Raw genomic sequence first — 12755 nt, 5'->3', positions numbered from 1 at the left:
ATCGGGGTACGCAAGGCTGGTCTACGGGCGTAGATATTCCGTTATCGTTCCGTTACCTTCACTTCAACTGAACATACGGATGACCTCAGTTGACGCCCAAAAGGTTGGGACTCCAACCACCTCTGGGGAAGGTGGCCACGTGCCGATCCACCCGGGCCCGATCGAGGACCCGGCCGCCGATACGCGGGATCCGTGCGCCGCCGCCGAGGCACGGCTGCCCGGCATCATCGCGCGGCAACTGACGGACGGGTACGACTCACCACAGTGAGCCCAGCGAAAGCTCTCCGTAGCGCAGGCACTCAGGCGCTCCGCTCAGGACGTGGTCGACGAACCCGGCCAGGCCGCGAGCCTTGAGGTGTTCGAGGTGACCGCCGAGGCGTACAACACGAGTCACCGCGCCGAAGTCGCCGAACTCGGCGCACCGTCAGACGACGCCTGCCGGCCGGTCGACGACATCACCCCGCAGGCGCAAGCCGTCGACCGCCTCGCACAGGAGACCGTAGACCGCGTCACCGCCACACCGCAGCATCCTGCGCGCCGCCATCGACCGCTTCCGGGCGATCGTCGGGCAGGTGGCCGCGATTGCCGATCCTCGGCACCAAGACGCGCCGCCAGGCCGCACAGGCCGCCATGCGAAAGATCGCGGACAAGGGCATCACGGTCTTTCGCGACCGGTCCGGTCAGCGGCCCACATCGCTGGATTGGCCAGAGCAGCACCCTTCTTTGTATCGTGGCGAAACAAATACGCCACACGTAGAGGACGGCCCCCTTGCCCAGGTCAGAGACCATTGGTGTTTTTAAGGCGTTGCTCCTGGACATGGACGGCACCCTCGTGAACTCCGACGCCGTCGTGGAGCGCTGCTGGCGGCGCTGGGCGCTGCGGGAGGGGCTCGACCCGGAGGCGGCGCTCAAGGTGGTTCACGGGCGGCAGGGGTACGCCACCATGGCGGCGCTCCTCCCGGACCGTCCGATGGAGCAGAACTACGCGGACAACCGGGTGATGCTCGCCGAGGAGACCGCCGACACCGACGGCGTCGTCCCGGTCGCCGGCGCCCCCGCCTTCATGGACGCGATCGCCACGCTTCCGCACGCCCTGGTCACCTCGGCCGACGCGGCGCTGGCCCGGACCCGGATGACCGCGTCCGGCCTGCGGATGCCGGCCACCCGCGTCACCGCGGAGTGCGTCGGCGCCAGCAAGCCGGACCCCGAGGGCTTCCTGAAGGGAGCTGCCGAGCTGGGCTTCGCCCCGGCGGACTGCGTCGTCTTCGAGGACTCGGAGGCGGGCATCGCGGCCGGACGGGCGGCGGGCATGCGCGTGGTGGGCGTCGGCCCTCGGGCCGCGGCACTTTCGCCCGACGCGCACATCGATGATCTGACGCAGCTCCGGGTGGAGGCGGCGGCCGACGGCTCGATCCGGCTGCACATCAGCGCGCGATGACCCCTGCCCGGCGGACGTCAGTCCCGGTGCAGCCGGCCCCGCGCCACCAGTTCGAGCACGACCGTGACGGCCACCGCCTGCACGGCCATCAGGGCGACCAGCACGAACAGTTGCACGGCCCCCGCCTGGACCGGTGAGGCGCCGCCCATCAGCATGCCCACGAAGGCGCCCGGCAAGGTGACGAGCCCGACCGTCCGCGTCTGATCGAGCCCCGGCAACAGCGCGTCCGCCGCCGCGGGCCGGGCGATCTCCAGCCTCGCGTCACGGTCGAGCAGCCCGAGCGCCATCGCGGCCTCGACCTCCCCTCGCCGGGTCGTCAGCTCGTCCAGCGCCCGCCGACCGCCGAGCACGGTCGCGGTGAGAGCGCCCCCGATGAGGATGCCGGTCACCGGGATCAGCGCGATGCCCCGGACCGGGACGAGTCCGGTGGACAGCAGCAGGGCGATCACCGGCGCGACCCCCGCCCCGATCGGCAGAGCCGCCCACCACCAGGTCCGGTTGCGGGTGACCCGGCGCCCCGCGGTCACTGTCGCCACGGCGTACATCAGCGCCACGAACGCGAGCAGTGGCGGCAGCGAACCGACCACCCAGCCGATGAGCAGGGAAACCGCGGCGAGTTGGACCGCGGCCCGCAGTCCGGCCAGCAGGATCTCCCGCGACCGGCCGAGCGAGGCCAGTGCGGCGACGCCGGCCGCCGCCGCGAGCAACAGGGCGAGGACGACCCCGAGCGTGATGTCGACCGGTAGCAACACGCCGTAACCCTATGACCGGGCCGGTTCGACCGGCATCCGTCAACCGGTCCTCGCCACCGGTCGGTTGCCGATGCGTCAGCACATACGCCCGCGCAGATGCGGACGTACGCCCCCATAGCCCCAGCACCGTTCGTCAGAACCCTTGATGTGACGTGCCCATGTCGCCACTCTGTTACCTGGCGCCCACCCCACGGAAACCCGGCGCCGCCACGATGGCCGGGCCCCACAGGTCACCCGTCCAAGGTCCCCCCACGCACAAGGAGTTCGCATGTCAGGTGTCTACGCGCGTCGCATCGCTGTCCTCGCCGCATCCGCCGCCCTCGCCGCGACGACCGGCCTGCTCACCGCCCCCACCGCCCAGGCGGCCATGCCCACCCCGGTCTCGGCGTCGACCGCCCGCACATATCTGAGCCAGTTGACCGTCTCCGCCGAGGGCTCGTCGACCGGCTACAGCCGCGACAAGTTCCCGCACTGGATCACCCAGTCGGGCACCTGCAACACGCGTGAGGTCGTCCTCAAGCGGGACGGCACGAATGTGACGCAGGACGCCAGTTGCGCGGCTGTCAGCGGCAGTTGGTACTCGGAATACGACGGCGCAACCTGGACCGCCGCCTCCGATCTGGACATCGACCACATGGTCCCGCTCGCCGAGGCCTGGCGATCGGGTGCCAGCAGCTGGACCACCGCCCAACGGCAGGCATACGCGAACGACTTGACGCGCCCGCAGCTCATCGCCGTCACGGACAACGTCAACCAGTCCAAGGGCGACAAGGACCCGGCCAAGTGGCTGCCCCCGCTCACCTCGTACCGCTGCACCTATGTGCGCGCCTGGGTGCACGTGAAGCACTACTACAACCTGAGCGTCGACTCCGCCGAGAAGAGCGCCCTGCAGTCCGTCCTCAACAGCTGCTGAACACAGCGGCGTTGAACAACGACTGAACACCGCGGCGGGCGCCACGCCGGACACCGCACCGAGCAGCTCGGCGAACGGGGCGGCGAGGGGAGCGAAGCCGAACAGCCCATCTCTCCCCCGTCGTTCGTGGCCGGGCAGGGAGCCGTGCGCACCGCACGGCTCCCTACCCGTGCGCGGTAACGGCGCGAGGGCACGACGCGGCGGCCGGGACGGCCCGGGACCACCGCCTCGGGCACATCGCCCACCGGGCGGGCCGGCCGGGGGGGCGGGGCCGGCCGGCCGGGAGGGGCTGTGCGCGGGGAGCGCGCCGGCCGCGCCGGGACGCCGCGCCGCTCCACCGCGGAGCCGGATGCGTGGCGGCGCGTACGCACTGGAGCCACCGGAGTGTTTTCGGCCGAGTACGGCTGCCGACGAAGGGCTCCTCTCGCGGCCCGCAGGCTCGACGAGCGGCGGCGATCGGCACTCGACGCCGATGCGGCCCACCCGGTGCGTGAGGAGACCTCCACCGACCCCGGCTCCTACTGCCATCCCTTGATCGACACCTCGCACCGTATCCCCGCTGTCGCCGACCGCCCACGGTGCGGCGCAGCGGAACGCCGCGCACCGCCGGGGCGAGCGCCGCGGACCCGAAGGATGCCGGACCGGCTCCGGCGGGAAGCCGTGCCGAGGCTCCCACCTGGAACATCGGACGCTCTTCCCCGGCTCCTTCCAGGAACCGGTGGAGCCGGTCCGGTGACAGGACCGGGAGGCTGTCCTACCTTGCAGCGGTTTGCGCACTGTCAGGCGAAGTGCACCATGCGTACACCACGGAGCTCTCACGCCCCCCGGGCATCCGACGGCACCCCCGACGCACACGCCCGCCGCCTGACCTGCCCCCTCGCGCACCACTCGACCCCCCGGGCTCCCTGGAACCACCTCCGCCCCGACCGGCAGCCGTCCGTCCGGCACCTCGGGCGGCCCGCAGCACGACACGGGCGGGCGGGCGCGACTCCGGCACAGCCCCCGCAGGGCGGCGGACCCCGGTTCGACGATCTCCTCATGTCACTCGTCCCGCGTGGCCGGAAAGTTGCGCCGACATTGGTTCAGGCCAAGGCAACGAAGGAAGGTGCGCAGCTGGAGACGGTGCCGACGCAACCATCGATCGGCAGCCGAAGGGCAACTTTCAGCCAGTCGACATAATGTTGAACTTGCAAGCATTGGTGAGGTTTCCCTAATCTTTAGCACTCAATCGGTTCACGTCCCCACCAGACCGAAGGAGCCCTCCCCCCATGCACGCACGTTTGAATCAGGCTCAGCCCTACGCTCTCGGCCTGTTCCGGATCGTCGTAGGCCTGCTCTTCGCCTGCCATGGCGCCGCCTCGCTCTTCGGCGTCCTCGGCGGCGCGATGGGCGGCGGCCCCATACCCGCCGGAACCTGGCCCGGCTGGTACGCGGCAGTCATCCAGCTCGTCGGCGGGGGTCTGGTGGTGCTCGGCCTGGGCACCCGTGTCGCCGCCCTGGTCTCGTCCGGCTCCATGGCGTACGCGTACTTCAAGGTCCACCAGCCCGAGGCGCTCTTCCCGCTGCAGAACGGCGGCGAGCCCTCGGCCGTCTACTGCTGGGCGTTCCTCCTGCTGGTCTTCACCGGCCCCGGCGCACTGGCCCTCGACCGGCTGTTCGGCCGGGGCGGCGCAGAGCGCGGCGAAGAGCGCGCGCACGAGCAGGCGCCGGCCGTAACCGTCTGACGCGCGGGAAGCCTGAGCCCGCGACAGCCCGGCAGGCCGCCGCGACGGCCACGACGGCCACGGCAGCCGTGACTGGCCGATCCGTGCAGGCCCGGTCCCGCCGCCCGGGGGCCGATCCGCACACGGTCGCCCCGCTACGTCCGCGAACTGCTCCGCACACGGCGGATCCCGCCCGCGGGCCGCTCCGAGAACGGCACAACCCGCAGCCGGTGGGCAGCAGCGCACGTACGCCCGGAACCAGAGCTTCCCATTTCCGGGCGTACGTGACCTTCCCAACATCGCGCGTATTTGTAGATCACCGGATGAGCGTCAGGCGTACGCTGTACAGCTGGCCCTGCCGCTCCTGCCGCTCCCCTGCGACGTCGCGGCGTTGTTCCGGATCGGGGAGTAGTAGGTGCTTGAGAGTGTGGGCGCGCTGACCGGCAGCCCATGGATCTACGCCGTGGTCGCCCTCTCGGTGCTCCTGGACGTCTTTCTGCCCGTGCTGCCCAGCGGGGTTCTGGTGATCACCGCTGCCACGGCCGCCGCCGCCGGTTCGACGACCGTCGCCGGAGCGACCTCCGCGGCACGCGCCGCCGAGCAGGTGCCCCAGGTCCCCTCACTCCTCGCGCTCATCCTGTGCGCGGCCGCCGCCTCGGTCCTCGGAGACCTCGTCGCGTATCGGCTGGCCTGGCGCGGCGGCGAGCGTCTGGACCGGGCCATAGCCCGCTCCCGCCGCCTCACCTCCGCGCAGGAACGCCTCGGCGCCGCCCTCGCCCGGGGCGGCGGCATCCTCGTCATCATCGCCCGCTTCGCCCCGGCAGGGCGCTCCGTCGTCTCCCTGGGCGCGGGCGCCGCGCATCGCAAGGCGACGGAATTCCTGCCCTGGTCGGCCCTGGCGGGCGTGGCCTGGGCCGGGTACAGCGTCGGCCTCGGCTACTTCGGCGGCCAGTGGCTCGGCGCGACCTGGGTGGGCACGGCCGTCTCGGTCCTCGCCCTGTTCGTGGCGGGAGCCCTGGCCGCGTACGTCATGCGCCGCCCGGCAGCGGCGGCGGCCGCCCAGGCATCGGCGGCGGCGACGGCGACTACGGCGTCGGCGTCCTGACCGCACCCCGTATCTCCAGACCGTCCAGCAGCCTGGCCGTCGCCTCGGCGATCTCGTCGACGGCCCGGTCGAACACCTCCTGATTGTGCGCGGCCGGAGCGCGGAAGCCGGACACCTTGCGTACGAACTGCAGGGCGGCGGCCCGGATCTCCTCCTCGGTGGCCTCTTCGGGCAGGACGGGCGGGCGAAGGGTCTTGATGCTGCGACACATGCCTCCAGTGTGGACCGGGCCACTGACAACGGCCGGGACGCGCGTCGGCACGACGGCCGGCACGGGCATGGGTTCGACGGCCGGGACGGGCGTGGGTTCGTTCGACGGCCCGGACGCGCGTCGGCCCGACACCTTCGTCCGCGCCTCATCTCTCCGTTCGCCGTGAGCCGTCCTCTCCCCCGGTCCGTTCGACGGCGGGGATCTCGTACCCGCCGTCGAGGATCTCCGGCCCCGGCTCGTAGAGCGCGAGCACCGGCCGGAAGTCCCCGGCCGGCGCGGGCAGCCAGTTCGCCGCCGCCGTCAGGTCGTCCGGCCGCTCCCGCTGGATGTGGATCGACAGCGAACCGTCCTCGCCGTGCACGAGGCCCGGGGTGCGGTCACCGATCGAGTACCTCCCGAGCGGATTCCCGACGAGGCGGTGGTCCGGCACGTCGTACATCGTCATGGACCAGAACGCCCCGACCGGAGGCTGCCGGTCGAAGCGCAGCACATAGGAGCGGGCCCCGTTCAGCCGCTCGCCGTCGGCGTCGCGCAGGGTGTGGGCGTACACCGCCTCGTAGCCGTGGACACCCCACAGCCAGGTCCGTGCCGCCACCGCCCTGGTCCGGTAGGAGCCCTCCCGGTCCTCGATCCGCCATTCCGGCGAGTCGAGGGCCCCGACACCGTATTGGTCGAGGTTGTAGTCGAAGAGGTGCGGATCCATCTCCCAGCCCCCGCCCGCCGCCGGGGACCGGCCCGCCTCCTCCACCCGCGCCCTGCCCCGGACCAGGCCCTCGGTCAGCGCGTGCACGAGGGCGGGATCGGCGGACACGTACGGCGACGGCCCCTCCTCCAACAGCCCCAGCGGCTGGAACCGGTCCTGGTACGCCCGGTCGGCCGCGGACGGCGGAAAGTCGGCCATCCAGACCCTGAGCTGTTCGAAGAACCGCAGCGGCTCGGGTACGTCGGGGTCGGGCGCCGGGAGACCCGTGCGGTGGGTGCCCGGTTCGAGATGGGTGAGGGTGAGCTGTGTCTGCAGCGCGCGGACCCGGCCGATGTCGTCCGGACCGTCGCAGACGTTGCGGCCGATGACGGAGACGACGGAGGTCGGAGCGTCGATCACGCCGCGCACCGAGCCGGGCGCGCCGCCCGACCAGCCTGGCGGCGCGACGAGCCAGTCCCCGGCCTCCGTGCCGGTGGCACGGTGGCCGACGTAAGCGAAGTTGTTGGTCCAGGCGTCCACGAACTGCAGCACGTAGTACGCGCCGTGCGTGTCGGGGACATGGAGCAGCACCGGCCCGCCGGAGAGGTCGAGATGGGCGACGGAGTGGACCGTGTCGTGGTCGACGGTCACGCAAGCTGTTCCGGGGGACGCCTGTTGTTCGGAGTGGGCGAAGTGGTTGAAGGGGGTGGGCGGCAGCGGCCCGATACCCGTCTGCATGAAGTCCTCGACCGTCGACAGGCCGTGGACCAGCGGACAGCCGTAGACATACGCCTCGGTGGCGAGGGCGACGAGTTCTTCCGTGCTCTCCTCCGGCATCACGGTCCTCCCCTCACCCGTTCGGGACGCGGGTCGCGACGGAGCGGCGGGGCGTCCCGGAACACGTCCTGGGGCACGTCCTGGAACAGCGGGCCGCCATGCGTCGACCGCCGCGCGCGGACCGAGTCGGCCCCGTACGCCCGGAGGCGGCGATGAAGAGCCGTCCGGGCAGGGGCAAGTCGGCACCGGGGGATACCGCGATCGGCACCCACTCAGATGACCGCCTTCGCGTCCTCCGTGCACAGGGCCCAGATCACGAATGTGTCGATGGCGATGGAGATGATCGCCCAGATCGGCTGGTACGGCAGCCACATGAAGTTGAGGACCAGGCTGATGGCGGCGATCACCACACCCGTGACCCGCGCCCAGGTGGCGCCCTTGAGGATGCCCCACCCGACGAATCCGAGCACGATGCCGAGAATGAGATGGATCCATCCCCACGCGGTCACGTCGAACCTGAACGTGTAGTTGCTCATGCGCGCGTAGACCTCGTCGGACGCGATCCCGCTGATGCCCTTGATCACCCCGAAGACGCCGTCGACGAGCAGCAGCACGCCGGCGAACATGATTCCGCCGGCCGCCCAGGGGTTGAAGTCCTCCTGGTCCGCGGAACGGGTCGGGCCGGGCGTGGACGCTGAGTGTGCCATGGGGACTCCTTGGCCGAAGCGGGACTGCGGATCAGAACCGACCCTGCGGGGCGCTCCGCGGCAGGACCACCCGGACGCACCCGTACGGGTGACGCCTCGGACGCGCGACGGTACGGCGCGGCGGCCGTACGGCGCGCGGAACCCGTACGGGTGCGTCCGGGACCACGACGCCGGGAGCCGCCGCGACTTCACCACCCTGCGGGTGGGCCTGCCCGGGAACTCGTCCACACGTACGACACGGCCAGGCCGGGTGCGAAGGTGAGGAGGGACACGTAACGACGTACCGGGCTTGAGTCTCCCGTGGGGGGAGACGTGAGAGTGGGGGACATGGACGGCGACGCGCTCCACTCGATCGGAGATCTGGCCCGGCGGACCGGACTGACGGTCAAGACCGTCCGGTTCTACGCCGACCGCGGGATCGTGCCGCCGACCGACCGCAGCCCGGCCGGCTACCGCCGCTACGACACCGAGGCCGTCGCACGTCTGGAACTGGTGCGGACGCTGCGCGAGCTGGGGCTGGATCTCACCACGATCGGCAAGGTCATGGACCGGGAGCTCTCGCTCCCCGAGGTCGCCGCAGCTCACGCCGAGGCACTGACGGCGCTGATCGGCACGCTGCGCACGCGGCGCGCGGTGCTCACCGCGGTGGCCAGGCGCGGGTCCACACCCGAGGAATTGGATCTCATGCACAGACTGGCCAAGCTCTCCGAGGACCAACGCCGAAACCTGATGGGCGAGTTCCTCGACGCCGCGTTCGGCGGCCTGGACGCCGACGCCGCGTTCACCGGAATCATGCGCTCGATGACCCCGGAGTTGCCCGACGACGCCGGCAACGAACAGGTCGAGGCCTGGATCGAGTTGGCCGAACTGTCCCAGGACCCCGATTTCCGCGCCGTCGTGCGCCGCCTGGCCGGGTACCACGCGGCCATGCGCGCCCAAGGCGATCCGACCGGTCCGCGCCGCGACCCGGCGGCGACGGTCCGCGACCACGTCGCGTCGGCTCTGGCGGCCGGCATCGCCCCGGCGTCGCCCTGGGCGGACCCGGTCGTCGAGGCCGTCATGGCCCGCTGCGCGCACGATGTCGGCCACCCCGACGACACCGACCTGCGCCATCGGTTGCTGACCGTGCTGGAGACCGCGAACGACCCCCGCCGCCTGCGGTACGCACAACTGCTCGCGGTGATCAACGCCTGGCCTCCCCCGGACGACCCGACACCGGCCTTCACCTGGTTCACCGAGGCGTTGCGCGCCCGGCTGCCGGGCGTGGGCGCGCCACGCCCGCCCCGCCTCCGGTGCAGTCGCACCGGGCCGATCCTAGACTGACGAAAGCCCGAAAAGTCCCGAATGAGGGAGATGTACAGCATGGCCAAACGAGGAAACAAGCGCCGCGGCCGCAAGAAGAAGAACGCCAACCACGGCAAGCGTCCCAACGCCTGAGCAGACCGAACGGGCAGCCGGGGGGTGCGGTCTCCGCGCCCCCCGGTGGGGGTTCGAGCGCGCGAAGGGGTTACTTTCGGCAGTACCGGACCGTCGGTGGGCTGCGTACCGTCGTCCGGGTGTACAGAACGATGATCAGCGGCGCTGTCCGGCGGGCCGTCGACCTGGGGAGTCTGCTGACCGTTGCGGCGGCATGCTGTGTCGGGCTGAGCGCCGTCAGCATGTGGTGGGCCCTGCCCGCGGCCGTGTCGGCCTTCTTCGCCGGCCGGGAACCGGGAAGAACCGGGCCCACGGTACTCACGCTCGTGGCGGTCGTCGCGGGCGGAGTGGTGGCGGTGGCGCTGGTGCCGTCCTGGCTGCTGATGGCCGGGCGGTTCGTCGCCGTCGTGGTGATGGCCGCGATGCTGCCCTGGTTCGCCGGGCGCTTCTGGCGCCAGTACCAGGAACTCGTACGGGCGGGCTGGGAGCGCGCGGCCCGGCTGGAGCGCGAACAGCGGCTCGTCGCCGAGCAGGCGCGGTCCCGGGAACGGGCCCGGATCGCCCAGGACATGCACGATGTCCTGGGACACGACCTCAGCCTCATCGCCCTGTCCGCGGGCGCCCTCAAGCTCGCCCCCGGACTCGACGAGGCCCAGCGGACGGCGGCCGGGGAGATCCGGGCACGGGCGGCGGCTTCGGTGGAGCGGCTCGGCGAGGTGATCGGCATCCTGCGCGAGGAGGCGGACGACCAGGCGCCCCGCCCGCCCGGCACGGGCATCCCCCGACTGGTCGACGAGGCCGCGGACGCCGGTCTCGCGGTGCACCTGCGGATCGAGGGCGACGCCGACGAGGTGCCGCCGACGGTCGCGCGGGCCGCCCACCGGGTCGTACAGGAGTCGTTGACCAACGCCGTCAAGCACGCGCCGCAGGCACCGGTGCGTGTGCGGGTGACCCACACGGCCGAGGAGACGACGATCCGGGTACGGAACGGACCCTCGCCGGCCCGAGGCCGGCCCGAGGACGTACCGGGCACCGGGAGCGGGCTGATCGGACTCGATGAACGGGTGCGGCTGGCCGGCGGTACCTTCGAGCACGGCCCGTACGCGGGTGGCTTCGCGGTCGCAGCCCGGATACCGCACACGCCCACCGCCCGCCGTCCGGCCGCACCGTCCCGGACATCGGCCCCGGCGTTGCCCCCGGAACACCGGCACGCCCGCAGCCGCGCCCGCCGGGCGCTGGCCACCGCGGTCGTACTGCCCCTGGTGACGTGGGCGGTGCTGAGTGCCGCCCTCATGGGCTGGGACATCCGCTCGGCACGGCAGTCCGTCCTGGACCCGGGTGACTACGCACGGCTGCGGGTGGGACAGGATCGGGACGAGGTGCGGCGGCTGCTGCCCGAGCGACAGACCACCCAGCGCACGGTGGCAGGGGAACCGAAAGGAGAAGGCACCACGTGCGAGTACTACGCGATGACGGCGAACCGCTTCGACGACCGTTCCGGAGACTTCTACCGGCTCTGCTTCCGCGAGGGCAGGCTGATGTCCAAGGAGGCCCTGACCACATGATCCCGCTGTACGGGGAAGGGACGGTGAGCGGCCGGTGATCCGGGTGCTGATCGCCGACGACGAGCCGATGATCCGCAAAGGCGTGTGCTCCGTTCTGTCCACCGACCCGGGCATCGACGTCGTCGCCGAGGCCGGCGACGGGCACGACGCCGTGGAACTGGTCCGCCGTCACCGCCCGGCCGTCGCCGTGCTCGACATCCGGATGCCCGGGATGAACGGCATCGAGGCGGCGGCCGAGATCCGGCGCACCACGCCCGGGACGGGCGTGGTGATGCTCACGACGTTCGGTGAGGACGACTACATCCTCCAGGCGCTCGGAGGCGGCGCCGCCGGATTCCTGATCAAGTCGGGCGAACCCGAGGAGCTCATCGCGGGGGTACGCGCGGTGGCCGACGGCGCCGCCTATCTGTCACCGAAGGTCGCGGCGCGGGTCGTGGCCCACCTCTCGGCGACGGGTGCGGGCGCTCTCGCCGGCCGTCGCTCCGCGGCCCAGGAGCGGGTCGCTGCGCTGACCGGCCGGGAACGCGACGTGCTGGCCTTCCTCGGCAGCGGGCTGTCCAACGGGCAGATCGCCCGGCGGCTCCATGTGGTGGAGGGGACGGTCAAGGCGCATGTGAGTTCCATCCTGGCCCGGCTGGGAGTCGACAACCGCGCGGCCGCGGCGGTCGTCGCCCACGAGGCCGGCATCGTCGCGCCCGCGCAGCCGTCTCCCGAGCGCTGACGCCGCTGTCCGGGCAAGGGGCAGGAACGCGAGCAGTACGGCCGCGACCACGGCGCCCCCGAGGACCGCGCCCGCCAGCACGTCGTGCGGGTAGTGCACTCCCACCATGACGCGCAGCGCTGCCGCCGCCCCGGCCAGCGACAGGGCGACGGCGGCGAGACGGGGTCGCAGCACGGCCAGGCCCACGGCGAGGCCGGCGGCCAGGGTGGCGTGGTTGCTCGGGAAGGACCAGTCGCCCGGGGGCGGGCATGCGGCGACGGCCTCCGCGCCGCCGTGCAGGACCCGGCAGGGGCGCGCCTCGTCCACCACCGTCTTCACGGTCTCGCTGATGCCGTAGGCCAGTACGGTGCCGAAGCCGGTGAGCACGGTTCCGGCGGACAGCCGGGTGTCGCCGCGCCGCACGGCACCCCACCAGACCCACACCAGCAGCAGCCCGAGCGCCACCAGGGTGCCGTCGGTGGCCACCTCCAGCAACGGCCCCGCCCAGGAGGGAGCGTCGGCGACCGCCCCGGTCACCGAACGGTAGGCGGATGCCGAGGCGCCCGCCGTCACCTCCACGGCACCGGCCCTGCCCCATCCGCCCGGAGCGAGCCCCATGACAGCGACCGCCCCGGCCCCCAGGACGGCACAGGCGAGCAACGGCCGCCCGTTCCCGGTCCGGTTACTTCCGGTTTCTCGTTTCATGAGAAGCGAACCTAGAAGCGGCGAGAGCGGAAGACCCGGGTCGAAGGGCACGGGTCCACCCCTGACGATCGTCGGGGATGC

The 12755-nt window shown here is 72.0% G+C and carries 15 protein-coding genes and 1 pseudogene; 10 read left to right on the top strand and 6 right to left on the bottom strand.

Annotation, left to right across the window (positions count from 1 at the left end):
• Positions 1–139: 139 nt before the first annotated feature.
• Positions 140–268: a hypothetical protein gene (locus ACIOHC_RS03220; protein WP_389635500.1), complete on the top strand. Its 129-nt coding sequence runs from the start codon at positions 140–142 to the stop codon at positions 266–268.
• Positions 269–509: 241 nt separating this feature from the next.
• Here ACIOHC_RS03220 and ACIOHC_RS03215 read toward each other — a convergent pair whose 3' ends face one another.
• Positions 510–650: a hypothetical protein gene (locus tag ACIOHC_RS03215; protein ID WP_351075861.1), complete on the bottom strand. Its 141-nt coding sequence runs from the start codon at positions 648–650 to the stop codon at positions 510–512.
• 137 nt (positions 651–787) lie between these two features.
• On the opposite strand from ACIOHC_RS03215, the gene ACIOHC_RS03210 reads away from it, so the two are divergent.
• Positions 788–1438, top strand: a complete 651-nt coding sequence (locus ACIOHC_RS03210; protein WP_351075892.1) for an HAD-IA family hydrolase — start codon at positions 788–790, stop codon at positions 1436–1438.
• A 17-nt stretch (positions 1439–1455) separates the two neighbouring features.
• Here ACIOHC_RS03210 and ACIOHC_RS03205 read toward each other — a convergent pair whose 3' ends face one another.
• A complete protein-coding gene (locus tag ACIOHC_RS03205; RefSeq protein WP_351075859.1) occupies positions 1456–2190 on the bottom strand; it encodes an ABC transporter permease in 735 nt (244 codons plus the stop codon).
• Positions 2191–2458: 268 nt separating this feature from the next.
• Between ACIOHC_RS03205 and ACIOHC_RS03200 the strand changes: the two genes are divergently transcribed.
• The 3 genes from ACIOHC_RS03200 (at position 2459) to ACIOHC_RS03190 (ending at position 5911) form a co-directional block, all read left to right on the top strand.
• Positions 2459–3103, top strand: a complete 645-nt coding sequence (locus ACIOHC_RS03200; RefSeq protein WP_351075857.1) for an HNH endonuclease family protein — start codon at positions 2459–2461, stop codon at positions 3101–3103.
• A 1268-nt stretch (positions 3104–4371) separates the two neighbouring features.
• On the top strand, positions 4372–4827 hold the full coding sequence (locus ACIOHC_RS03195) for a DoxX family protein (protein ID WP_351075854.1): 456 nt from the start codon (positions 4372–4374) through the stop codon (positions 4825–4827).
• A 394-nt stretch (positions 4828–5221) separates the two neighbouring features.
• The gene (locus ACIOHC_RS03190; RefSeq protein WP_365688326.1) at positions 5222–5911 is read left to right on the top strand and encodes a VTT domain-containing protein; all 690 of its coding nucleotides are present in this window, start codon (positions 5222–5224) and stop codon (positions 5909–5911) included.
• On the opposite strand, the gene ACIOHC_RS03185 is transcribed toward ACIOHC_RS03190, so the two are convergent.
• The 3 genes from ACIOHC_RS03185 to ACIOHC_RS03175 form a co-directional block, all read right to left on the bottom strand.
• Positions 5892–6122: a DUF2277 domain-containing protein gene (locus ACIOHC_RS03185; protein WP_351075848.1), complete on the bottom strand. Its 231-nt coding sequence runs from the start codon at positions 6120–6122 to the stop codon at positions 5892–5894. The two genes, ACIOHC_RS03190 and ACIOHC_RS03185, sit on opposite strands and share 20 nt — an antisense overlap.
• Positions 6123–6267: 145 nt before the next feature.
• Positions 6268–7641, bottom strand: a complete 1374-nt coding sequence (locus ACIOHC_RS03180; protein ID WP_351075845.1) for a DUF1254 domain-containing protein — start codon at positions 7639–7641, stop codon at positions 6268–6270.
• A gap of 212 nt (positions 7642–7853) precedes the next feature.
• Positions 7854–8288, bottom strand: a complete 435-nt coding sequence (locus tag ACIOHC_RS03175; protein ID WP_351075842.1) for a hypothetical protein — start codon at positions 8286–8288, stop codon at positions 7854–7856.
• 327 nt (positions 8289–8615) lie between these two features.
• Here ACIOHC_RS03175 and ACIOHC_RS03170 point away from each other — a divergent pair, with 327 nt between their 5' ends.
• The 4 genes from ACIOHC_RS03170 (at position 8616) to ACIOHC_RS03155 (ending at position 11990) form a co-directional block, all read left to right on the top strand.
• Positions 8616–9611 (top strand): MerR family transcriptional regulator, encoded by a 996-nt coding sequence (locus ACIOHC_RS03170; protein WP_351075839.1) that lies wholly within the window; start codon positions 8616–8618, stop codon positions 9609–9611.
• A 39-nt stretch (positions 9612–9650) separates the two neighbouring features.
• Positions 9651–9725, top strand: a complete 75-nt coding sequence (locus tag ACIOHC_RS03165) for a 50S ribosomal protein bL37 (RefSeq protein WP_373302405.1) — start codon at positions 9651–9653, stop codon at positions 9723–9725.
• Between the two features lie 119 nt (positions 9726–9844).
• Positions 9845–11269 carry a sensor histidine kinase gene (locus ACIOHC_RS03160; RefSeq protein WP_401841139.1) on the top strand — a complete coding sequence of 475 codons (1425 nt, stop codon included), beginning with the start codon at positions 9845–9847 and terminating at the stop codon, positions 11267–11269.
• A 34-nt stretch (positions 11270–11303) separates the two neighbouring features.
• Positions 11304–11990, top strand: a complete 687-nt coding sequence (locus tag ACIOHC_RS03155; protein WP_351075837.1) for a response regulator transcription factor — start codon at positions 11304–11306, stop codon at positions 11988–11990.
• An 87-nt stretch (positions 11991–12077) separates the two neighbouring features.
• Here the strand turns inward: ACIOHC_RS03155 and ACIOHC_RS03150 are convergent.
• A pseudogene (locus ACIOHC_RS03150) lies at positions 12078–12296 on the bottom strand (phosphatase PAP2 family protein); the annotation flags it as partial.
• 52 nt (positions 12297–12348) lie between these two features.
• Between ACIOHC_RS03150 and ACIOHC_RS03145 the strand changes: the two are divergent.
• Positions 12349–12516 (top strand): hypothetical protein, encoded by a 168-nt coding sequence (locus ACIOHC_RS03145; protein ID WP_351075901.1) that lies wholly within the window; start codon positions 12349–12351, stop codon positions 12514–12516.
• Positions 12517–12755: the final 239 nt, after the last annotated feature.

Origin of the sequence: Streptomyces sp. NPDC088252, assembly GCF_044740965.1 — a bacterium.
Taxonomy (GTDB): domain Bacteria; phylum Actinomycetota; class Actinomycetes; order Streptomycetales; family Streptomycetaceae; genus Streptomyces.
The sequence above is the reverse complement of the archived record's forward strand: the minus strand, read 5'-3'. Positions and strand labels throughout refer to the sequence as shown.

Coding starts and splice junctions, on each gene's coding strand:
- ACIOHC_RS03200 (WP_351075857.1), top strand. CDS start 2,459: ATGTCAGGTGTCTACGCGCGTCGCATCGCTGTCCTCGCCGCATCCGCC.
- ACIOHC_RS03195 (WP_351075854.1), top strand. CDS start 4,372: ATGCACGCACGTTTGAATCAGGCTCAGCCCTACGCTCTCGGCCTGTTC.
- ACIOHC_RS03185 (WP_351075848.1), bottom strand. CDS start 6,122: ATGTGTCGCAGCATCAAGACCCTTCGCCCGCCCGTCCTGCCCGAAGAG.
- ACIOHC_RS03180 (WP_351075845.1), bottom strand. CDS start 7,641: ATGCCGGAGGAGAGCACGGAAGAACTCGTCGCCCTCGCCACCGAGGCG.
- ACIOHC_RS03175 (WP_351075842.1), bottom strand. CDS start 8,288: ATGGCACACTCAGCGTCCACGCCCGGCCCGACCCGTTCCGCGGACCAG.
- ACIOHC_RS03170 (WP_351075839.1), top strand. CDS start 8,616: ATGGACGGCGACGCGCTCCACTCGATCGGAGATCTGGCCCGGCGGACC.